16 protein-coding genes are annotated in these 20,134 nt (G+C 72.9%); 5 read left to right on the forward strand and 11 right to left on the reverse strand.

All coding sequences use genetic code 11. The features are described 5' to 3' along the window. Positions 1-23: 23 nt before the first annotated feature. Positions 24-1,712 carry a chitinase gene (locus ACPXCS_RS12625; protein WP_425946632.1) on the forward strand — a complete coding sequence of 563 codons (1,689 nt, stop codon included), beginning with the start codon at positions 24-26 and terminating at the stop codon, positions 1,710-1,712. Positions 1,713-1,728: 16 nt separating this feature from the next. On the opposite strand, the gene ACPXCS_RS12630 is transcribed toward ACPXCS_RS12625, so the two are convergent. From ACPXCS_RS12630 to ACPXCS_RS12645, 4 genes are all read right to left on the reverse strand, one after another. Continuing rightward, entirely contained in the window at positions 1,729-3,042 is a 1,314-nt protein-coding gene (locus tag ACPXCS_RS12630) for an Nramp family divalent metal transporter (RefSeq protein WP_425946633.1), read from the reverse strand. Between the two features lie 157 nt (positions 3,043-3,199). Further along, positions 3,200-3,682, reverse strand: a complete 483-nt coding sequence (locus tag ACPXCS_RS12635; RefSeq protein ID WP_425946634.1) for an ATP-binding protein — start codon at positions 3,680-3,682, stop codon at positions 3,200-3,202. Positions 3,683-3,762: 80 nt separating this feature from the next. Beyond that, entirely contained in the window at positions 3,763-4,665 is a 903-nt protein-coding gene (locus ACPXCS_RS12640) for an anti-sigma factor RsbA family regulatory protein (protein WP_425946635.1), read from the reverse strand. 40 nt (positions 4,666-4,705) lie between these two features. After that, positions 4,706-7,285, reverse strand: coding sequence for an ATP-binding protein (locus ACPXCS_RS12645; protein WP_425946636.1), 2,580 nt, complete (start codon positions 7,283-7,285; stop codon positions 4,706-4,708). 272 nt (positions 7,286-7,557) lie between these two features. Here ACPXCS_RS12645 and ACPXCS_RS12650 point away from each other — a divergent pair, with 272 nt between their 5' ends. Beyond that, the gene (locus ACPXCS_RS12650; RefSeq protein ID WP_425946637.1) at positions 7,558-8,910 is read left to right on the forward strand and encodes a M14 family metallopeptidase; all 1,353 of its coding nucleotides are present in this window, start codon (positions 7,558-7,560) and stop codon (positions 8,908-8,910) included. Here ACPXCS_RS12650 and ACPXCS_RS12655 read toward each other — a convergent pair. The 5 genes from ACPXCS_RS12655 to ACPXCS_RS12675 all read right to left on the reverse strand — a co-directional run bounded on the left by ACPXCS_RS12655 (position 8,907) and on the right by ACPXCS_RS12675 (position 13,359). Beyond that, positions 8,907-9,464: a hypothetical protein gene (locus ACPXCS_RS12655; protein ID WP_425946638.1), complete on the reverse strand. Its 558-nt coding sequence runs from the start codon at positions 9,462-9,464 to the stop codon at positions 8,907-8,909. The two genes, ACPXCS_RS12650 and ACPXCS_RS12655, sit on opposite strands and share 4 nt — an antisense overlap. Before the next feature lie 65 nt (positions 9,465-9,529). Further along, the gene (locus tag ACPXCS_RS12660) at positions 9,530-11,008 is read right to left on the reverse strand and encodes a GntP family permease (protein WP_425946639.1); all 1,479 of its coding nucleotides are present in this window, start codon (positions 11,006-11,008) and stop codon (positions 9,530-9,532) included. A gap of 115 nt (positions 11,009-11,123) precedes the next feature. Further along, positions 11,124-11,534, reverse strand: a complete 411-nt coding sequence (locus ACPXCS_RS12665) for a RidA family protein (protein WP_425946640.1) — start codon at positions 11,532-11,534, stop codon at positions 11,124-11,126. After that, complete coding sequence (locus ACPXCS_RS12670) at positions 11,531-12,292, reverse strand: IclR family transcriptional regulator (protein ID WP_425946641.1); 762 nt, start codon at positions 12,290-12,292, stop codon at positions 11,531-11,533. The genes ACPXCS_RS12665 and ACPXCS_RS12670 overlap by 4 nt, the downstream gene beginning before the upstream one ends. Further along, positions 12,289-13,359, reverse strand: a complete 1,071-nt coding sequence (locus ACPXCS_RS12675; protein ID WP_425946642.1) for a sugar kinase — start codon at positions 13,357-13,359, stop codon at positions 12,289-12,291. Before ACPXCS_RS12675 ends, ACPXCS_RS12670 begins: the two co-directional genes overlap by 4 nt. A gap of 134 nt (positions 13,360-13,493) precedes the next feature. Between ACPXCS_RS12675 and ACPXCS_RS12680 the strand changes: the two genes are divergently transcribed. Further along, positions 13,494-14,771 (forward strand): amino acid deaminase, encoded by a 1,278-nt coding sequence (locus ACPXCS_RS12680; protein ID WP_425946643.1) that lies wholly within the window; start codon positions 13,494-13,496, stop codon positions 14,769-14,771. Between the two features lie 13 nt (positions 14,772-14,784). Then, positions 14,785-16,398, forward strand: coding sequence for an N-acyl-D-amino-acid deacylase family protein (locus tag ACPXCS_RS12685; protein ID WP_425946644.1), 1,614 nt, complete (start codon positions 14,785-14,787; stop codon positions 16,396-16,398). A 22-nt stretch (positions 16,399-16,420) separates the two neighbouring features. Here ACPXCS_RS12685 and ACPXCS_RS12690 read toward each other — a convergent pair whose 3' ends face one another. Together ACPXCS_RS12690 and ACPXCS_RS12695 are read right to left on the reverse strand one after the other, a co-directional pair. Then, a complete protein-coding gene (locus ACPXCS_RS12690) occupies positions 16,421-17,344 on the reverse strand; it encodes a S1 family peptidase (RefSeq protein ID WP_425946645.1) in 924 nt (307 codons plus the stop codon). A gap of 664 nt (positions 17,345-18,008) precedes the next feature. After that, positions 18,009-18,788 carry a hypothetical protein gene (locus ACPXCS_RS12695; protein WP_425946646.1) on the reverse strand — a complete coding sequence of 260 codons (780 nt, stop codon included), beginning with the start codon at positions 18,786-18,788 and terminating at the stop codon, positions 18,009-18,011. A gap of 126 nt (positions 18,789-18,914) precedes the next feature. Here ACPXCS_RS12695 and ACPXCS_RS12700 point away from each other — a divergent pair, with 126 nt between their 5' ends. Then, positions 18,915-20,126: a pyridoxal phosphate-dependent aminotransferase gene (locus ACPXCS_RS12700; protein ID WP_425946647.1), complete on the forward strand. Its 1,212-nt coding sequence runs from the start codon at positions 18,915-18,917 to the stop codon at positions 20,124-20,126. Positions 20,127-20,134 lie beyond the last annotated feature (8 nt).

Consider the following 20,134-nt stretch of genomic DNA (forward strand, 5'->3'; position numbering starts at 1 on the left):
TTGGTCTGGACCACCTTCTTGTCATGTCCAGACACAGACGATCCCTGCGGCTGTGGTCGGGCGCCCTCACGGCTGCCCTGGCCCTCACTGTCACGACCGTCGGCCAGGCGTCCGCCGCCGACGTCAACAACGTCCGGAACGCCGGCTTCGAGTCGGGCCTGAGCGACTGGACCTGCTCGGCGGGCAGCGGCACGACGGTCTCCTCGCCGGTGCGCACCGGCACGGCCGCGCTGCAGGCGACCCCCGCCGGTCAGGACAACGCCCGGTGCAGCCAGACCGTGCGGGTGAAGCCCAACTCCACCTACCACCTGGGCGCCTGGGTGCGGGGCGGCTACGCCTACCTGGGCGTCACGGGCACCGGCACGACGGACGTGTCCACCTGGACCCCGGACTCCGCCTCCTGGAAGCAGCTGTCGACGAGCTTCACCACGGGCGCCTCGACGACCTCGGTGACCGTCTACACGCACGGCTGGTACGGCCAGGCCGCCTACTACGCCGACGACGTGTCCGTCTTCGGCCCCGACGGGGGCGGCGGCACCGACCCGGGCCCCACGGTCCCGGCCGCTCCGGGCGGGCTGCGGGTCTCCGGCACGACGTCCTCGTCGGTGTCGCTCGCCTGGAACACCGTCTCCGGTGCCACGGGCTACACCGTCTACCGCGACGGCACCAAGGTCACGGCGGTCTCCGGCACCTCGGCCACGGTGACCGGCCTCGCGGCCTCGACGTCGTACTCCTTCCAGGTCACGGCGACCAACGCGGCCGGTGAGTCGCCGAAGTCGGCGGCGGTCACCGGGACCACGAACAACACCACCGGCCCCGGCCCGGCCCTGCCGAAGCACGCGGTGACCGGCTACTGGCAGAACTTCAACAACGGCGCGGCCGTGCAGCGGATCTCGGACGTGCCCGCCCACTACGACATCATCGCGGTGTCCTTCGCGGACGCCACGAGCACGCCCGGCGCGGTGACGTTCACCCTGGACTCGGCCGGGCTGAACGGCTACACCGTCGACCAGTTCAAGGCCGACGTGAAGGCCAAGCAGGCGGCCGGCAAGAAGGTCATCATCTCGGTCGGCGGCGAGCGCGGCACGGTGAGCGTGAACGACGCCGCCTCGGCGACGAACTTCGCCAACAGCGTCTGGTCCGTGATGCAGGAGTACGGCTTCGACGGCGTCGACATCGACCTGGAGAACGGCCTCAACGCGACCTACATGACGCAGGCCCTGCGCGCCCTGTCCGCGAAGGCGGGCCCGTCGCTGATCATCACGATGGCGCCGCAGACCATCGACATGCAGTCGACGTCGAACTCGTACTTCCAGACGGCGCTGAACATCAAGGACATCCTGACCGTCGTCAACATGCAGTACTACAACAGCGGTTCGATGCTCGGCTGTGACGGCAAGGTCTACAGCCAGGGCACGGTCGACTTCCTGACGGCCCTGGCCTGCATCCAGCTGGAGAACGGCCTGGCCCCGTCCCAGGTCGGGCTCGGCGTGCCCGCCTCCACCCGTGCGGCCGGCGGCGGCTACGTGACACCGACCGTGGTCAACAACGCCCTGGACTGCCTGACCAAGGCCACCAACTGCGGCAGCTTCAAGCCGCCGCGGACCTACCCGGCCCTGCGCGGCGCGATGACCTGGTCGACCAACTGGGACGCCACCTCCGGCAACGCGTGGTCCAACGTCGTGGGACCGCACGTGGACGCGCTGCCGTAGCCGGCGTCCCGTCCTCCTAGAAGAACTCCCCCCACGGCTGGTCCCAGATCTGCTTCACGCACAGGATCAGGAACAGCAGCCCCGCGGCGGCGAGCATCACGTTGCTCACCGGGCCGTTGCGCCACTCGCGGGGCGTGCGGGGGGAGTTCAGGAGCCAGATCAGCGTGCCGGCGAGGAAGGGCAGGAAGGCCGCGCCGAGCACGCCGTAGATGATGATCAGCCGGAACGGCTGGCCCTCGAACAGCAGGATCATGGGCGGGAAGGTCAGCCAGAGCAGGTAGCCGCGGAACGGCCAGGAGCGTTCGCGCTCGCCGGAGGCGACCTCCTCGCCCTTGGCCTGGCCCCGCCCCGACAGCCGGGCCACGAAGTCGGCGAACATCAGGCTCACGCCGTGCCACACCCCGATCAGCGAGGTGAAGGACGTGGCGAAGAAGCCGATCAGGAAGAACTTCGCCGTCGCGGCGCCGTACTCCTCCTCCAGGATGTCGCCGAGCTGGATCAGGCCCTTGTCGCCGCTGGCGATGGCGACGTTCGCCGAGTGCAGCAGCTCGGCGCCGACGAACAGCATGGCGATGACGAAGATGCCGGTGGTGGCGTAGGCGACGCGGTTGTCCAGGCGCATCACCTTCATCCAGCCGGTGTCGGTCCAGCCCTTGGCGTTGACCCAGTAGCCGTAGGCCGCCAGGGTGATCGTGCCGCCCACGCCGCCGATCAGGCCCAGGGTGTTGAGGATCGAGTCCTTCTCGTCCGGCAGCACCGGCAGGAGCCCGGCGAAGGCGTCCCCGAGGTTCGGCGTGACCCGGATCGCCAGGTACACCGTCACCACGAACATGACGCCCACCAGGACCGTCATGACCTTCTCGAACACCGCGTACTTGTTGAACCAGACGAAGACCAGCCCGACCAGACCGCAGGCGATCCCCCACCACTTCAGGTCCATCACGTCGGGGAAGAGCGCCTGCAGCGGCAGCGCGCTCGACGACATCGCCGCGGCGCCGTAGACGAAGCCCCACACCACGACGTAGATGGCGAAGAACCAGGTCGTCCAGCGCCCGAGACTCGCCCAGCCGTCGAACAGGGTGCGTCCCGTGGACAGGTGCCAGCGTCCCGCCGCCTCCGCCAGGGAGATCTTCACCAGACAGCCGATGATCGCGGCCCACAGCAGGGTGTACCCGAAGTTGCTGCCCGCGATGAGCGTGGCGACCAGGTCCCCGGCCCCCACTCCGGTCGCCGCGACGACGATCCCCGGTCCGATGTACTTCCAACTCGCCTTGCGCATGGGGGGTTGCCGGTGAGCCTGGTCCGTGGTGTTGCCCGTGGTGTCCGCCATGCAGATCAAGAAACCGCAAGCAGCCCGGTCGGACAAGAGGGCGCGAGCGCAACGACTTCAGGGGCGCGGGGAACTGCGCGAGAAGCACGGCCGGCCCGCGGCCCGAAGCCGGGCCAAGGCGGCACGGCATACCGCCATGGCCCGGCCCAGCGGAGCGTCACGGCTGTCGCCGACCGCAGCCGTCCGCCCCGCACGTGCCGAGCTCGAACCACACGGTCTTGCCCGACCCGTCCCGGTGGCAGCCCCAGCGCTGGGCGAGCGCGTCCACCAGGAACATCCCCCTGCCGTTCTCCCCGGTGCCCGCCCGGAGCACCCGCGGCACCCGCCGCTCCCGGTCGGCGACCTCGCAGCGCAGCACGCCGTGCGCGGCGAGAAGCGTGAGCCGGAAGCGGCTCCCGGCGTGCACGAGGGCGTTGGTGGCGAGCTCGCCGACCAGCAGTTCGGCCACATCCGCCACCTCACCGCGCTCCGCGATCCCCCATTCCTCCAGCTGCCGGCGCACCTGGGCGCGTGCCTGGCGGACGGCGGAGGGCCGGGGTGCGTACTCGACACTCAGGTGGCCGGCTCCCAGGGGAGGTTGCGGGAACGGACCGTAGTGGGCGTCGGGGTCCGGGAGGTGGCGCCCGGAGAGTTGCAGCATGCCTCCAGGGTGATCCCCGGGGGGTGCCCGGCGCAGGGGGAGGACTACCCGTTCCCCTACCTGCTTGTGCAGGTGGGGGGCTACGCGTACTGCAGGCGGACCGTGGCGCCGGAGCTGTCGTCGCGGATGTCGACGTACGCGCACACCTGCCGCGCGTACCACAGCCCCGGGGCGGGCTCCGGGCCGTCGGCCGGGGGCGGGACGAAGCCGGCGAGCGGGTCGGCGACGGGGCGGGCCGCGCGCAGTTCGCAGACGCAGGCGGGCCCCTCGCCCCACAGCAGGGCGGGGCCGTCGAGGGGGGCCAGGGCGGCGGCGGCCTCGGTGACGGCGCCGGCGAACAACTCGGCGTCGGCGGCGGGCAGTCCGCGGCGCTCCGCCCGGCTCCGCACGGCCGCCGCGTGCAGCTCGGGGAGGGACTCGGCGCCGTCCGGGGGCAGCGGCAGCGGTACGGCGTCGAGTTCGGCGACGAGCCGGAACGGGTCCTCGTACACCTCGGTGCCCGGGTGGGCGCGGCGGGCCGCTGCGACGACGGCGGGCCCGGCGGTGCGGGTGTCGTAGGCGCACAGGGCGGTCGTCGCCAGGGGGCCGAAGAGGGGGTTGGCGAGGGCCTCGTAGCGGATCCACTCGGTCGTCTCGCGGGTCGAGCGTCCGGCGCGGCCGCTCCACACGGGTTCCATCAGCAGGTGGATCCGGCCGCCCGGGCCGGCGTGGGCGGTGAGGTGGGCGGCGGCCCGGGCGACGGCGTTGGCGGCGGAGCCGGTGTACCACTCGGTGTGCGGCACGCAGGTGATCTCCTTGGCGTCGCCGCCGAGGGCGTCGCGCAGCAGGTCGAGGTGGTGCGGGGCGGCGATGGCCACGGGCGGGGGTTCGCCGGGGGCGGCGAGGCCTGCGCCGAGGAAGGGCAGGGCGGCCGCCACGAAGGCGTCGTCGGAGTCGAAGACGGCCATGCGGTGGTCGAACGGGACGGTCTGTCCGGTGGTCATGTGATCCCCTCGGGTGGGTGTGGACGAAAGGTGCGGGCGGTCAGCGCTGTGCGGTCACCCAGGCGGCGATCTGGCTGCGGTTGCTGAAGCCGAGCTTGCTGAGGATGCGTTCCACATGGCCTTCGGCGGTGCGGCGGGCGATGACCAGGCGGTCGGCGATCTGCTGGTTGGCGAGCCCTTCGGCGACGAGCCGGGCGACCTCGCTCTCACGGCGGGTCAGCCGGACCCCGGTGTCCCCGGACGGCGGCGCGGCGGCCGGCCCGGCCGCGGCCGGCTCCTGCAGCGCGTGACCGATCAGCTCGGCCAGGCCCAGGGCCGATCCGCGCCGGTGGGCCCGTTCGAATCCCTCGCGGCCCAGGGCCCGGCTCGCCCGCTCCTCGCTGTCCCGGCGTGCGGAGGTCAGGGTGCGGGCGCCCCAGCGGCCGGCGTCGATGTCGGTCCAGACGCGGTCGGCGCCGCCCAGCAGCACGGCCGCGTGCTCGTGGGCGCCGCGCCCGACGGCGATCGAGGCGAGCAGGTCGAGGGTGAGGGCGATCCCGATGACGTCGTGGAGGGCGAATTTCAGCCGCAGCGCCTCGCGGGCGTGGCGCTCGGCGCGGGCCGCGTCGCCGCGCACGGTGTGCGCGAGGGCGAGCATGCGCAGCACGTACGACCGCACCCACTGCTCGCCGTGCCGCTCGCACAGCCGCAGGGCCCGCTCGCACACCTCGACGGCACGGTCGGCCTCGCCCAGGAAGTTGAGCGCGCAGGCGAGTTCGACCTGGTCGAGGCCGAACAGGCCGAGGTGCTGCCCGGGCACGGGGCCGCGGGCGACGGTGGCCTCGAAGTGCCGCAGGGCGCCGGGCAGGTCGTCGCCGAACAGCCGGAGGACACCGATGACGTACTCGGCGTGGGCGGCCTCGGCGCCGTCGCCCAGGGTGCGGGCCAGGGCGAGGGCGTCCGTGGCGAGCCGGCGGCCCCGGGGGAGGTCCTGGGTGGCGGCGACCAGCAGCCCGGCGACCCACAGGCCGCGGGCCCGCTCCCGGGTCGGTTCGGGGTGGGCGGCCAGGGCCCGGTCGAGCCAGTACAGGCCCTCACGGGAGGCGCCGCAGGCGTGCCAGTGGAACCAGAGGGTGCCGGCCAGGTGCAGGGCGGCGCGTGCCTCGCCGGGGTCGGCGAGGCTGAAGTCGAGGGCGGCGCGCAGGTTGTCCCGGTCGGCGCGCAGCCGGGCCGCGATCTCCGGCTGCCCGGGCCCGAACCAGCCGCGTTCGCACTCCTCGACCCGTGCGAGCACCCAGTCCCGCTGCCGGCGCCGGGCGGCGGTCTCCTCCCCCGCGGTCCGCCGCAGTTGCTCCAGGCCGTACTGGCGCAGGGTGTCCAGCAGCCGGTAGCGCACCCCGTCGGGGCCCGGCTCCCGGCAGAGCACGGACTTGTCCACGAGCCCGGCGACGGCCTCCAGCACGTCTTCATGCGTGAGCCGGGCTCCCTCGGTCAGCCGCGCGAGCTTCCCGAGCTGCGCGTACTCCCCGAGCTGCATGGGCTCCACGGTCCGGGCCGGTTCCACGGTCCGGGCCGGTTCCACGAGCCCGGCCGGTTCCACGAGCCCGGCCGGTTCCACGAGCCCGGCCGGTTCCACGAGCCCGGCCGGTTCCGCGGGCCGGGTCGGTTCGGTGTGCCGGAGCTGGGGCGGAAGAGCCCTTCTCCCGTCGGCCGGCCGGGCGGCGCCTCCCCGCGGGGTGTCGTCCGCACACACCGCCTCCGCCGTCTCCAGGTCGAAGCCGCCCGGGAGCACCGACAGCCGGGCCCACACCGTCTGCTCGGTCCCGGTGCACAGGTCGTGGCTCCAGGCGACCGCCGCACGCAGCGTCTGGTGGCGGGGCAGGGCGGCGGGGCTGCCCGTGGTGAGGTACCGGTAGCGGTCGTCGAGCCGGTCCAGGAGCTGGTCGACGCCGAGGACGCGCATGCGGACGGCGGCCAGTTCGATGGCGAGGGGCAGGCCGTCCAGGCGCCGGCACAGCCGGGCGACGGACGCCAGGTTGGCCGGGGTGAGGCGGAAGCCGGGGGCCACGGCGGCCGCCCGGTCGGCGAACAGGGTGAGGGCCGGGTAGCCCTCGGCGGCGGACAGGTCGCCGTCCGGGTCGGGCACCGGCAGCGGGCGCACCTCCAGCAGGTGCTCCTCCGTCAGGCCGAGCCGGTGCCGGCTGGTGGCGAGGATCCGGACGCCCTCGGTGCCGTGCAGCAGGGCCGCGGCGAGCCGGGCGCACGCCCCGGCCAGGTGCTCGCAGTTGTCGACGACGAGCAGCAGCCGCCGGTTGCGGACCTGCTCGACGAGGGCGTCCAGCGGCGGCTGGGCGGAGTGGTCGTGCAGACCCAGCGCGTCGGCGGCGGCCAGCGGGACCAGCGCCGGGTCGTGCAGTCCGGACAGGTGCACGAAGCGCACGCCGTCCGGGAAGGCCCGTTGCACCCGGGCCGCGATGCGCGCGGCGAGCCGGGTCTTGCCGACGCCGCCCGGCCCGGTCAGCGTCACCAGCCGTGCGCGGGACAGCAGTTCGCGTCCCTCGGTCAGTTCGCCACGCCGGTCGACGAAGCTGGTCGTCTCGACCGGCAGCCGGTGGTCCCGTCGTGGCGCTGATCCGCCCATGATCAGCCAGTCCTCTGGGGGTGTCGTCCGGGGGGCCGGACATTCCGGATCCCCTTGCGCGGAGCCCCACCCTCCCCCGTTCCGTACATATATGCACGTGCGGGTCACACCCCCGGGTGGACTTCGACCGCTCCCCCTCGGCCTTCGCGCCACACGCGTACACTGCGCGGCTGCTTTCCATCTTGACCTGCTCATGCCATTGGCAGAACGATGTGCGCCACCCGCACCACGCACGTCGCACGGAACAACCCCACCTCCCACAAGGAGATTTCATGCGACTTCGCATACGAGGCTCCGGTGCCCGCACCGGCAGACGCACCGCCGCCCTCGCCGCCGTCCTCGCGCTGGCCCTCGCCGCACCCCTGTCCGCGACGGCGCCGGACGCCACCGCCGACAGCGCGGCGAAGGCCGCACCGGCGGCCGACGACATCCGGCAGTACGAGGTCCACCTGCACTCGACGGCCGAGGACCGCACGGCACTTCAGCGCACGGGCGTGACCGTCGACGAGGTCCACGGCCACGGGGTCGTCGTCTCCGGCCGCGCGGACCAGATCAAACAGCTGCGCGCCCGGGGGTACGAGGTCACCCCGCTCGGCGCGGTGCCCGACCGGTCCGCCGGCGAGGACGACGTCCGGCTCTTCGACTTCCCCTCGGGGGACTCGAAGTACCACAACTACGCGGAGATGACGAGCGAGATCAACACCCTCGTCTCGGCCAACCCGTCGATCGCGAGCCAGCGCGTGATCGGCAGGTCGTACCAGGGCCGGAACATCGTCGCGATCAAGATCAGCGACAACGTGGCGACGGACGAGTCCGAGCCGGAGGTGCTGTTCACCCACCACCAGCACGCGCGTGAGCACCTCACCGTCGAGATGGCGCTCTACCTGCTGCGCGAGCTGACCTCCGACTACGGCTCCGACGCACGGGTCACCAACATGGTGAACAACCGCGAGATCTGGATCGTGCCGGACATCAACCCGGACGGCGGCGAGTACGACATCGCCACCGGCTCGTACCGCTCGTGGCGCAAGAACCGGCAGCCCAACTCCGGTTCCTCGTACGTCGGGACGGACCTGAACCGCAACTGGAACTACCGCTGGGGCTGCTGCGGCGGCTCCTCGGGGTCGGCGTCCTCGGACACCTACCGGGGGCCGGCGGCGGAGTCCGCGCCCGAGGTGAAGGTCGTGGCCGACTTCGTGCGCAGCCGGGTCGTCGGCGGCAAACAGCAGATCCGGGCCGGCGTCGACTTCCACACGTACAGCGAGCTGGTGCTGTGGCCGTTCGGCTACACGTACTCCGACACCACGACCGGGATGACCGCGGACGACAACGCGGCGTTCAAGGCGGTCGGGCAGAAGATGGCCGCGAGCAACGGGTACACGGCGGAGCAGTCGAGCGACCTGTACATCACGGACGGCTCGATCGACGACTACCTCTGGGGGGTGCACAAGATCTTCGGCTACACGTTCGAGATGTATCCCCGGTCCGGCGGGGGTGGGTTCTACCCGCCCGACGAGGTGATCGAGCGGGAGACCTCCCGTAACCGGGACGCGGTACTGCAGTTGCTGGAGAACGCGGACTGCATGTACCGGTCGATCGGCAAGGAAGCGCAGTACTGCGGCTAGTCCGCGTCCTTGTCCGTGCTGTCCGCCGCGCCGTCCTGTGCGCCGTCCTGGACGCCGTCGTCGAAGTAGGCGTCCAGGACCGCGTCCAACTGCTCGTCCCACTCGGCGAAGCGGCTCCTGGCCGGCGCCTCGATCTCGATCGGGTACCAGCGCCGGTCAGGGGTGTGGACGGTGACGGTGTACCGCTTGCCGAAGCGGGCCGTCTCCGTCTCCACCGCGCCGATCTCGTCCCAGCGGAACTCGCACTCCTGGTCGTCCAGGCAGAGCCGGACGCCTCTGCGGTCGGCGACGATCCGCGCCCGGCGGTCGGACGCCTCGAAGACGGGGCCGTCGGCCGCGGCGTCCTCCTCCGGCTCCACCGGCTCGGCGGGGGACGCCGTGTCCGTCTCCTCCGCCTCGGGGGCGGTCTCCTCGGCCTCGGCGGCCTCGGGCTCCTCCGCGGGCTCGCCGTCCTTCGTCCGTGGGGACGCGGGTGACGTGAGCCCGGGGATGAAGGCCGGGTCGAACCCGGCGCCTTCCAGGGGCTGGCTGCTCGAACCTATGCGCTGCTCCACAGCGCAGCAGTATGGTCGACAAACCCGTGCCGCACACAGCCGGGCCCGACTTCGTTATCAGACCCCTACACGAACAGGCTCAGGACGGCCGCGACCACGAACCCCGCCACCGACAGCACGCTCTCCAGCACCGTCCAGGTCTTGAGCGTGTCGCGCTCGCTGATGCCGAAGTACTTGGCCACCATCCAGAAGCCCCCGTCGTTGACGTGGGAGGCGAAGATGGAGCCCGCGGAGATGGCCATGATGACCAGGGCGACGAAGGCCTGGGAGTGGTCGCCCTCGGAGAGCAGGGGCGCCACGATGCCGGCCGTGGTGACGATGGCGACCGTCGCCGAGCCCTGGGCGACCCGCAGCACCACGGAGATCAGGTAGGACAGGACGATCACCGGCAGGCCCACGTCGTTGAACGTGTCCGACAGGGCCTGGGCGACGCCGCTGGCCTTGAGGACGGCGCCGAAGATGCCACCCGCACCGACCACCAGCAGGATGTTGCCGACCGGCTTGAGGGACGCGGTCGACACCGTCTCCAGGGACTTGCGGGACCAGCCGCGGCGGATGCCCAGCAGGTAGTACGCGAGGAACAGCGCGATCGTCAGCGCCACGAACGGGTTGCCGAAGAACTCGATCACCGAGCGCAGCGTGGAGGGGTCCAGGGCGATCGAGGAGAAGGTCGCGGCGAGGATGAGCACCAGCGGGGTGCCGATGATGCCGAGGACCGTGCCGAGGGGGACCGGCTGCTCGCTGGGCGCCACCCCGGCGGCCCGCTGCTCGTCGACGACGGCCTGCTTGGCCTCCTCCGCCGCCTCGACCATGTCCTGCGGCACGGCGACGAAGATGCGGCGGCCGATCCAGGCGGAGTACGCCCACGCGGCCACCACGGCCGGCAGACCGCAGACCACGCCCATGAGGATGACCCAGCCGAGGTCGACGTGGAGCAGACCGGCGGCGGCCACCGGGCCGGGGTGCGGCGGCAGGAAGGCGTGCGTGACGGACAGGCCGGCCAGCAGCGGCAGGCAGTAGAGCAGGATCGACTTGCCCGAGCGCTTGGCGGCGGCGTAGACGATGGGCGCCAGGACGAAGATGCCGACGTCGAAGAAGACCGGGATGCCGAAGATCAGGCCGGTCAGTCCCATGGCGAGCGGGGCGCGCTTCTCGCCGAACAGGCCGAGCAGACGCCTCGCCAGCACCTCGGCGCCGCCGCTGACTTCGAGGATCGCGCCGAGCATGGTGCCCAGGCCGATGATGATCGCGACATGGCCGAGGATGCCGCCCATGCCGGACTCGATGGTGGAGACGGCGTCCGACCTCTGGACCGTGCCGAAGAGTTCGGTGACCGACAGGCCGGCCGCGAGGCCGACGGCTATGGAGACCGCCAGCAGGGCGACGAACGGCTGGAGTCTGACCTTGATGATGAGCAGGAGCAGCAGCGCGATGCCGAGCGCGGCGGTGAGCAGGAGTCCGGCGGTGCCGTCGACGAGGAGGAGCAGTCCTCCCGTGTGGGGCGGTGCCTCGGCGGGGGCGGACGCGGCGAGCGGATGGGACATTCGGGGGTCCTCTGCCTAAGTGCATACAGCTTCTGGGTAGGGGGGAGCGCGACGCGGCGCACCGGGGCGCCGCGCCTCACGGGCGTGCGGGAGTTTTCTCGGGGGGTGGGGTCGGTCAGCCGAGGACGGCGAGCGCGTCGATCTCGATGAGGAGGCCCGCGGGAAGACCGACGTAGACGGTCGTGCGCGCGGCGGGCGGCTGGGTCAGGCCCTGCTCCTCGAAGTACGCGTTGTAGAGCTCGTTCATCTCGGCGAAGTGGTCCACGTCGGTGAGGTAGACGCGGATCATCATCACGTCGTCCCAGCCGGCGCCGCCCTCTTCGAGGATCGCCTTGACGTTGGCCAGGGTCTGCAGGGTCTGCTCGCGCAGGGTCGGCCCGGCGGGCGTGGGCGGCTTGCCCTCCTCGGCGGGCAGGAAGCCGACCTGCCCGGCGACCTGGAGGATGTTGCCCTTCCTCACCCCGTGCGAGAACTTGGCCGGCGGCGTGGTGTGGGTCTTCGGGGTGAGTGCGATCTTGTCCGTCATACGGTGCCCTTCACTGGTGTTCTGCCGGAGTACTCGCCGCTGATGGCGTCCGCCGTACGGCGCACCAGCGGCAGGAGGGTGAGGAGTTCGTCGGCGGTGACGACGACGTTCGGCGCGGAGACCGACATCGCGGCGACGACCCGGCCGTCGGCACCGCGGATGGGCGCCGCGACGCAGTTGATGGACTCCTCGTGGCCGCCGAGGTCGGTGGCCCAGCCCTGCTCGCGCACCTTCTCCAGCTCGCGCAGGAACGCGCTCGCGTGGGGTGTCGAACGGGCCGTGTAACTGGGGTAGTCGAGCTTCTCGGCGATCGCGCGCCGCTCGTGCTCGGGCAGGTCGGCCAGGAGCAGCTTCGCGACCGCGGCGACCGTGATGGCGACGGGCTTGCCGATGCGGGAGTACATCCGCACCGGGTAGCGGCTCTCGACCTTGTCGATGTAGAGGACCTCGTTCTCCTCGTACACGGCCAGGTGCACGGTGTGCCCGCAGCTCTCGTTGAGGCGGACCAGGTGGGGGTGGGCGATCTCGCGGACGTCGAGGTTCTCCATGGCCTCCTGGGCGAGCGCGAACAGCCGGGCGCCGAGGCGGTAGCGCTGGTCGGCCTGGCGGTAGACCAGGCCGTGCTCGTGGAGGGTGCGCAGCAGGCGCAGGGCCGTGGACTTGTGGACGCCGAGGCGGTCGGCGACCTGCCCCAGGTCGGCGGGTCCCTCGGCGAGCAGCGGCAGGATGCTGAGCGCGCGGTCGACGGTCTGGCTCATGGCGTACGTACCTCCTCGTCGGCCCGCCGGACGTCCTCGGTCCAGCCGGGGCCGAGTCGCAGTCTCCCCCATGCCGCGTCGTCCAGGGCGACGAGCCGGTCGGCGTGCTCCCGGGCGGGCGGGGCGGCGAGGTCGCCGGGCGCGGTGAGGGCGGCTGCGGCCATGAGGTGCCCGTGCCGCAGCCGGTCCCGGACGGGCAGTCCGCGCAGGGTGGCGGAGAGGAACCCGGCGGCGAAGGCGTCACCGGCGCCGACGGCGGCGACGACGTCCACGCGCGGGGCGCGGACGAGGGTGGCCGTGCCGTCCGCGTCCTCCGCGTCGCCGGGGTCCCTGTCGAGGGCGACGGCGCCGCCCGGGCCCATCTTGACGACCACGAGCTCGGGCTCGGGCAGCGCGTCCCGGACGGCGGACGCGCCGTGCAGTCCCCAGGCGTCGAGGGCCTCGTCGGAGCCGACGAAGACGAGGTCCGCGCGGCGGGCGAGGTCCAGCAGGACCCGGGGCCCGTCGGGGTCGGACCACAGGCCCGGCCGGTAGTTGATGTCGAAGGAGACGAGCGGCCGCCGCGGGCCCGGCTCGGTCAGTTCCCACAGCAGGTCCAGGCAGCTGCCGGAGAGCGCCGCGGTGATCCCCGACAGGTGCAGCACCCGCCCGGCCCGGGCGGCCGTCAGGTCCACGGTGGCGGCGGACATCGCCGAGGCGGCCGATCCGGCCCGGTAGTAGGCCACCTCGTGGGCGTCGGTGGCCCGGTCCCCCGCCGTGCGGAAGTAGATGCCGGTCGGCCGCGTGGGGTCGCGCCGCACGGACGCGACGTCGACGCCGTAGGAGCCGATCTCCTCGACGAGATGGTCGCCGAAGCCGTCGGCGCCGACCGCGCTGACCCACCGCACGGAGTGCCCCGCCGCCGCCAGCACGCACGCCACGTTGGACTCGGCCCCGCCGATGCCCCGCTCGAACGACGGCACGTCGGCGAGGCGGCCGGGCCGGGAGGGCAGGAACGTGACCATGGACTCGCCGAGCGCGACGACGTCCACGACGTCGGGGGCGTTGCAGGGTCCGGTGGGGGTCACGATGCTCGTAGCTCCTCGGCGGGGTCGGCGGGTGGCGGTTTCATTGACCGGCGGTGGCCGAGATGTTAGACAGCGTTGAGCGATATACGCAATGCAGGTTGCAAGCAGTGCAACACCGCTGATCAGGAGGCTCCATGACAGCCGACACCGCCGCCGAGGCCTTCGCCCGGCTCGCCGCAGAGCGCGTCGACCACCGCTTCAAGGGCCTCCCGCCGGACGCCGACGGGCTGACGGTCGGCGAGCTGGCCGCCCAGCGCCGCGACCTCTTCACCGGCGGCTTCGCCACGCCCGTGCTCGCGCTGTCCGCCGAGCGCCTGGAGCACAACCTGAGGCTCATGGAGACGTACGCGGCCCGGCACGGCCTGGCCTTCGCGCCGCACGGCAAGACCTCCATGGCCCCGCAGCTGTTCCGGCGGCAGATCGAGCACGGGGCGTGGGGCATCACGCTGGCGGTGCCGCACCAGGTGCGGGTGGCGCGCGCGTTCGGCATCCGGCGCGTGTTCCTGGCGAACGAGCTGGTCGACGCGGCGGCGCTGCGCTGGATCGCCGCCGAGCTCGACGCCGACCCGGACTTCCGGTTCGTCTGCTACGCCGACTCCGTGCGCGGCGTCGAGCTGATGGACGCGGCGCTGCGGGGCGCCGCCCGGCCGGTGGACGTCGTGGTCGAGCTCGCCGCCGGGGAGGGCGCCCGGACGGGCGTCCGCACGGAGGCGGAGTGCGCGGCGGTCGCCGACGCCGTGGCCGCCACGCGGACGCTGCGGCTGGTCGGCGTCGCGGGCTACGAGGGCGAGGTGCCGAAGGCCGACACCGGGCGGGTGACGGCGTGGCTGCGGCGCCTGGTCGCGCTCGCCGCCGACTTCGACCGGGCGGGGCGCTTCGCCGGGCTGGACGAGATCGTCGTCAGCGCGGGCGGCAGCGCCTGGTTCGACGCGGTCGCCGACGTCTTTGCGGAGATCCCCGAACTGTCCGCCCCGGTGCTGAAGTTGCTGCGCTCGGGCGCGTACGTCTCGCACGACGACGGCCACTACCGCAAGCTGACCCCGTTCAACCGGGTGCCCGGGGAGGGCGCCCTGGAGCCCGCGTTCCGCCTCTGGACCCAGGTGGTGTCGCGCCCGTCCGCCGAGCAGGCCTTCGTCAACGCGGGCAAGCGGGACGCGGCCTACGACCTCGACCTGCCGTTCGCGCAGGTGATCCGCCGGGACGGCACCGAGCGCCCGGCCACCGGCGTGACGGTGACGGCCCTGTCCGACCAGCACGCCTGGCTGAGCACCACGCCGGAGGCGGACCTGGAGGTCGGCGACTGGGTCGGGCTGGGGCTGTCCCACCCGTGCACCTCGTTCGACAAGTGGCAGCTGATCCCGGTCGCCGAGGCGGACGGCACGGTCGTCGACTACGTCCGTACGTTCTTCTAGGAGGCGGGAAGCGATGGAAGAGCTCGTCATCCGGGACGCCGACGTCGTCGACGGCTCCGGCGCGCCCGCGTACCGGGCCGACGTCGTGGTCGACGGCGGCCGGATCACGGGGATCGTCAAGGAGGCCGCGGCGGCCGGCTGCCAGCGGCCGAGGGCCCGCCGGGAGCTGGACGCCGAGGGGCTGGTCCTGTCCCCCGGCTTCGTCGACATGCACGCCCACAGCGACCTGGCCCTGCTGCGCGACCCCGACCACGGCGCCAAGGCCGCGCAGGGCGTCACGCTGGAGGTGATCGGCCAGGACGGCCTGTCGTACGCGCCGGTCGACGACCGCACGCTCGGCGAGGTGCGCCGGGCGATCGCCGGGTGGAACGGGCCCGGTGACGACATCGACTTCGACTGGCGCACGGTCGGCGAGTACCTGGACCGGCTGGACCGGGGCATCGCCGTCAACGCGGCCTACCTGATCCCGCAGGGCACGGTCCGGGCGCTCGCCGTCGGCTGGGAGGACCGCCCGGCCACCCCGGCCGAACTGGAGCGGATGCGGCGGCTGGTCGCCGAGGGCATGGAGCAGGGCGCCGTCGGCATGTCGTCGGGGCTGACGTACACGCCCGGCATGTACGCGCGGCACGCCGAACTGACCGAGCTGTGCCGCGTGGTGGCGTCCTACGGCGGCTACTACTGCCCGCACCACCGCTCCTACGGCGCCGGCGCCCTGGAGGCGTACCGGGAGATGATCGCGCTGACCCGCGAGGCGGGCTGCTCCCTCCATCTCGCCCACGCCACCATGAACTTCGGCGTGAACAAGGGCCGGGCCCCGCAGCTGCTGGCCCTGCTGGACGAGGCCCTGGCGGCCGGGGCGGACATCAGCCTCGACACCTACCCCTACACCCCGGGCTGCACGACCCTGGCGGCCGTGCTGCCGAGCTGGGCGAGCGAGGGCGGCCCGGAGGAGACCCTGAGGCGGCTGGCGGACCCCGGCACGGCGGAGCGCATCCGCCACGACCTGGAGGTCACCGGCTCGGACGGCTGCCACGGCGTGCCGGTCGAGTGGGAGACCATCGAGATCTCCGGCGTGAACGACCCGGCCCTGGCCGGGTTCGTCGGCCGGACGATCGCGGAGTCGGCGGCGCTGCGGGGCGAGGACCCGTGGGTGACCGCGCGCGGCCTGCTGCTGGCCGACCGGCTGGCCCCGACGATCCTGCAGCACGTGGGCCACGAGGAGAACGTCCGCGCGATCATGCGCCACCGGGTGCACACGGGCGGCTCGGACGGCATCCTCCAGGGCGCCAAGCCGCATCCGCGCGCCTACGGCACGTTCCCGCACTATCTCGGGCACTACGTCCGGGAGTTGGGGGTGCTGTCGCTGGAGGAGTGCGTCGCGCACCTGACCTCGCGCCCGGCGGCGCGGCTGAGGCTGCCGGACCGGGGCCTGGTCCGTGAGGGGTACGTGGCCGACCTGGTGCTCTTCGACCCGGCGACGGTCGCGGCGGGCTCCACGTTCGCCGAACCCCGCAGGCTCCCGACGGGCATCCCGTACGTCCTGGTCGGCGGCCGGTTCGTGATCGAGGACGGCCGGCGCACGGACGTGCTGGCGGGCCGGGCGGTCCGCAGGACTGCTCCCGCGTGACCGCCCGCCCCGGCACCCTGCCCTACGGCTTGGGCAGGGTGCAGCCGCTCGCGCTCAGGTCGAGCTTGTTGTCGATCCCGAAGCAGGCGGGGATCTGGTAGGTCTGCTGGGCGTAGTTGATGCCCTTGCGGACGGTCACCGTGCCGTTCGCGTCGACCTCGCACGGGTTGTTCACCGTGCAGCGCTCGCCGGACTCGTTGCCGGTGTTGTTGACGGCGACGACCTTGTTGGTGGCCTGGTCGACGACGGGCGAGCCGGAGGTGCCGCCGATGGTGTTGCAGGCGGAGGTGTAGCGGACCGAGTCCTTCCAGCTCCAGTCGCCCTCCTTCAGGGTGGGCACGAACCCGTCGATGGAGCAGCTGTAGATCCGCTTCCAGTAGCCCGAGGGGATGGAGATCGCGGTGCCGGCGACCGGGTGGGTGTCGTTCAGCGTCAGCGGATTGATGTTGTACGAGCTCTTGATCTGCGCGTACGTGGTGGTGAGCTGGTACAGCGCGACGTCCGTGTCGGTCATCGTGCCGTAGGCGAGCTTCGCGGCGCGCAGGGTGGCGACGCGGGAACCGGAGGCGTTCAGCAGGCTGAAGGTGCGGCTGGACGCCTTGTCGACGAGGACCTCGCCGGGGCCGGGGAAGCCGGACTCCAGACAGTGGCCGTTGGTCATGACGAGCGCCGGGTCGTCGCTCTCGGAGTCCGGCATCCGCACGACCGAGCCGGAGCAGTTGCTGAGCGCGACGGTGCCGGCGAAGTTCACCGCCTTGGCCGACGGGTTGAGCCCGGCCAGCGTCTGCTCCACGGACGTGACCACGTCCGCGACGGCGGACGTGGCCGGGCCCGTGTCCGCGGCCTTGCCGACGCCCGTGGGGGCGGCCTCGGCAGCGGTCGCGGGAGCCGCGCCGGCCCCGGCTATCGCCAGGGCGAGGAACGCGGCGGCGAGAGGTTTTCTCATGGGGGGTCCCCTCTTGCGACGGAGGCGGCCGGAAAATCTCCGGCCGCCCGCACGATTGTCATGTGCATTGTGATCGTCGCAGGGCGGACCGCACAAGAACCCGTTCCCCAACCGGTACGTCGGCGTCCCGCACGGCCCTGCTCAACGAGCTGGAGCCGTACGCCAGTTGAGGCAAGCCGCGCCCGTGCGCCGGAGCGCGATCGAGCGCCGACACGCCGCCCTGCCCGCCGCGAGGCGGACGCCGCCTTCCACCTCGGCGCCGGCACTGGCACTGGCGCCGATACCGGCACTGGCACCAGGCCCGGATCGGAGGCCGGGCCGGGGCCGGGATCGAGGCCGGGACCGGGGCCAGGGCCGGGACCGAGGCCGGGGCCGGGGCCAGGGCCGGGATCAGGGCCGGGGCCGGGACCGGGGCCGAGGCCGGGACCGGGGCCGAGGCCGAGGCCGGGACCGAGGCCGGGGCCGGGGCCAGGGCCGGGATCGAGGCCGGGGCCGGGATCAGGGCCGGGACCGGGACCGGGGCCAGGGCCGGGATCGAGGCCGGGGCCGGGACCGAGGCCGGGACCGGGACCGGGACCGGGGCCGGCGACCGCTGGGACGGATCGGGCGGCGCCGCGGGCAACACCGCCCTTGAACCCGCCACTGGGGCCGCTCAATGGGCCCGCTACTTGGGCCCCTTCGTGCCGCCCGGGCCGTGGCCGGGCTTCCCGTCCCCGCGCCCCCGGGGCTCCGTCGTGGAGGGCGCCTGCGTCGTCGGGGTACCGGCCGTGGGGCTGTCCGCCGGGGGCTCGGGCGTGTCCGTACCCCCGGCCGAGGGGGTGGCGTCCGCCGCGCTCGACGGGGCGGCGGAGGTGCTGACGGAGGCCTCGCCACCGTTCGCCGCACCGCCCGCGGGCGCCCCTTCCGGAGTCGAGGCGCGCACGCCGCCCGAGGACGGCGCGTCCGGGGTCTCCCCCGCCGTCGGGGCCGTACGGCCGCCCTCGCGGGCTCCCGGCTCGTCGGAGGACGTGCCCGAGAAGGAGAACCCGGCGATCAGCGCGGCAGCGGAGACGGCGCCCACGGCCCCGGCCGCCATCGCCGCCCGGCGCGTACGCCATGCGGGGGGTTTGCGCCGGGAACCGCGCCCCCCGCCGGAGCGGGCCCGGTCCGGCACCACCGGGAGCTCGCGCGTGGCACCGGCATCGTCCGCGCGCTCCCCGGCACCGGGCCCGTCCGCGCTGCCCGGGAGGCCCTCGCCACCCGTACGCCCCTCGCCGCCCGGGTGCCCATCGCCGCCCGGGGCGACCGTGCCGTCGTCGTAGACGTCCTGCCATCCGTGGGCCGCGGCCGGGTCGGCGTACGCGTCGTACTCCGGGGGCGGGGCGCCCTGCGGCACATAGACGGGCGGCACCCCCTGGGGCCCGCCGCCCGTCGCTCCGTCGGCGTACTCGAATGGCTTGAACATGGCGGCGCATTCTAGGGACCTGAGGTGCTGGTGGGACAGCCGACGGTGATATCCCCCCAAACCGACCCGTCTCACGTGGCGGAAAACACGACCCGTGACGCGTTACCGGGCCGTAAGCTCCCAGACATGCAGGTGATCCAGTCGACCAAGCTCGCCAACGTCTGTTACGAGATCCGGGGCCCGGTGCTCGAGGAGGCGATGCGGCTGGAAGCGGCCGGTCACCGGATCCTCAAGCTGAACACCGGCAATCCGGCGGCGTTCGGCTTCGAGTGCCCGCCCGAGATCCTGGAGGACATCCTCCGCAACGTCTCCTCGGCGCACGGCTACGGGGACGCCAAGGGTCTGCTGGCCGCCCGCCGCGCGGTCGTCATGCACAACCAGACCCTCGGCATCGAGACGGACGTCGAACACGTCTTCATCGGCAACGGCGTCTCCGAGCTGATCGTGATGGCGATGCAGGGCCTGCTCGACGACGGCGACGAGGTCCTCGTCCCGGCCCCCGACTACCCGCTGTGGACGGCAGCCGTCTCCCTCTCCGGCGGCACGGCGGTCCACTACCGCTGCGACGAGCAGTCCGACTGGATGCCGGACCTGGCCGACGTCGAACGCAAGGTCACCGACCGCACCAAGGCCATCGTCATCATCAACCCGAACAACCCCACGGGCGCCGTCTACGACGAGGCGATGATCAAGGGCCTGACCGACATCGCCCGCCGCCACAACCTGCTGGTCTGCTCGGACGAGATCTACGACAAGATCCTCTACGACGACGCCGTGCACACCCCGACCGCCAAGGTCGCCCCCGATCTGCTCACCCTCACCTTCAACGGCATGTCGAAGGCATACCGGGTGGCCGGCTACCGGGTGGGCTGGATGTCGATCTCCGGGCCCCGCGCGCACGCCGACTCCTACATCGAGGGCCTGACGATCCTGGCGAACATGCGCCTGTGCGCGAACATGCCGGGACAGCACGGGGTCGTCGCCGCGCTCAGCGGCCGCCAGACGATCAAGGACCTGGTCCTGCCGGGCGGGCGGCTGCGCGAACAGCGGGACGTGGCCTACGAGCTGCTGACCCAGATCCCGGGCGTGACCTGCGTGAAGCCGAAGGGGGCGCTGTACCTCTTCCCGCGCCTGGACCCGAAGGTCTTCAAGATCAAGGACGACCGGCGGATGGTCCTGGACCTGCTCCGGCGGGAGAAGATCATGGTCGTCCAGGGAACCGGATTCAACTGGCCGGAGCCGGACCACTTCCGGGTGGTGACCCTGCCGACGGTCGGGGACCTGCGGGACGCGGTGGGACGGATCGGGCACTTCCTGGACGGCTACGGCCAGCACTGACCAGGACC

It is taken from the genome of Streptomyces sp. DT190, from assembly GCF_049846985.1.
Classification (GTDB): Bacteria; Actinomycetota; Actinomycetes; order Streptomycetales; family Streptomycetaceae; genus Streptomyces.

Excerpts from the sequence above, each read along its gene's own strand:
- ACPXCS_RS12625 (WP_425946632.1), top strand. The coding sequence starts at position 24 with ATGTCCAGACACAGACGATCCCTGCGGCTGTGGTCGGGCGCCCTCACG.
- ACPXCS_RS12630 (WP_425946633.1), bottom strand. The coding sequence starts at position 3,042 with ATGGCGGACACCACGGGCAACACCACGGACCAGGCTCACCGGCAACCC.
- ACPXCS_RS12635 (WP_425946634.1), bottom strand. The coding sequence starts at position 3,682 with ATGCTGCAACTCTCCGGGCGCCACCTCCCGGACCCCGACGCCCACTAC.
- ACPXCS_RS12640 (WP_425946635.1), bottom strand. The coding sequence starts at position 4,665 with ATGACCACCGGACAGACCGTCCCGTTCGACCACCGCATGGCCGTCTTC.
- ACPXCS_RS12645 (WP_425946636.1), bottom strand. The coding sequence starts at position 7,285 with ATGGGCGGATCAGCGCCACGACGGGACCACCGGCTGCCGGTCGAGACG.
- ACPXCS_RS12650 (WP_425946637.1), top strand. The coding sequence starts at position 7,558 with ATGCGACTTCGCATACGAGGCTCCGGTGCCCGCACCGGCAGACGCACC.
- ACPXCS_RS12660 (WP_425946639.1), bottom strand. The coding sequence starts at position 11,008 with ATGTCCCATCCGCTCGCCGCGTCCGCCCCCGCCGAGGCACCGCCCCAC.
- ACPXCS_RS12665 (WP_425946640.1), bottom strand. The coding sequence starts at position 11,534 with ATGACGGACAAGATCGCACTCACCCCGAAGACCCACACCACGCCGCCG.
- ACPXCS_RS12670 (WP_425946641.1), bottom strand. The coding sequence starts at position 12,292 with ATGAGCCAGACCGTCGACCGCGCGCTCAGCATCCTGCCGCTGCTCGCC.
- ACPXCS_RS12680 (WP_425946643.1), top strand. The coding sequence starts at position 13,494 with ATGACAGCCGACACCGCCGCCGAGGCCTTCGCCCGGCTCGCCGCAGAG.
- ACPXCS_RS12685 (WP_425946644.1), top strand. The coding sequence starts at position 14,785 with ATGGAAGAGCTCGTCATCCGGGACGCCGACGTCGTCGACGGCTCCGGC.
- ACPXCS_RS12690 (WP_425946645.1), bottom strand. The coding sequence starts at position 17,344 with ATGAGAAAACCTCTCGCCGCCGCGTTCCTCGCCCTGGCGATAGCCGGG.
- ACPXCS_RS12695 (WP_425946646.1), bottom strand. The coding sequence starts at position 18,788 with ATGTTCAAGCCATTCGAGTACGCCGACGGAGCGACGGGCGGCGGGCCC.
- ACPXCS_RS12700 (WP_425946647.1), top strand. The coding sequence starts at position 18,915 with ATGCAGGTGATCCAGTCGACCAAGCTCGCCAACGTCTGTTACGAGATC.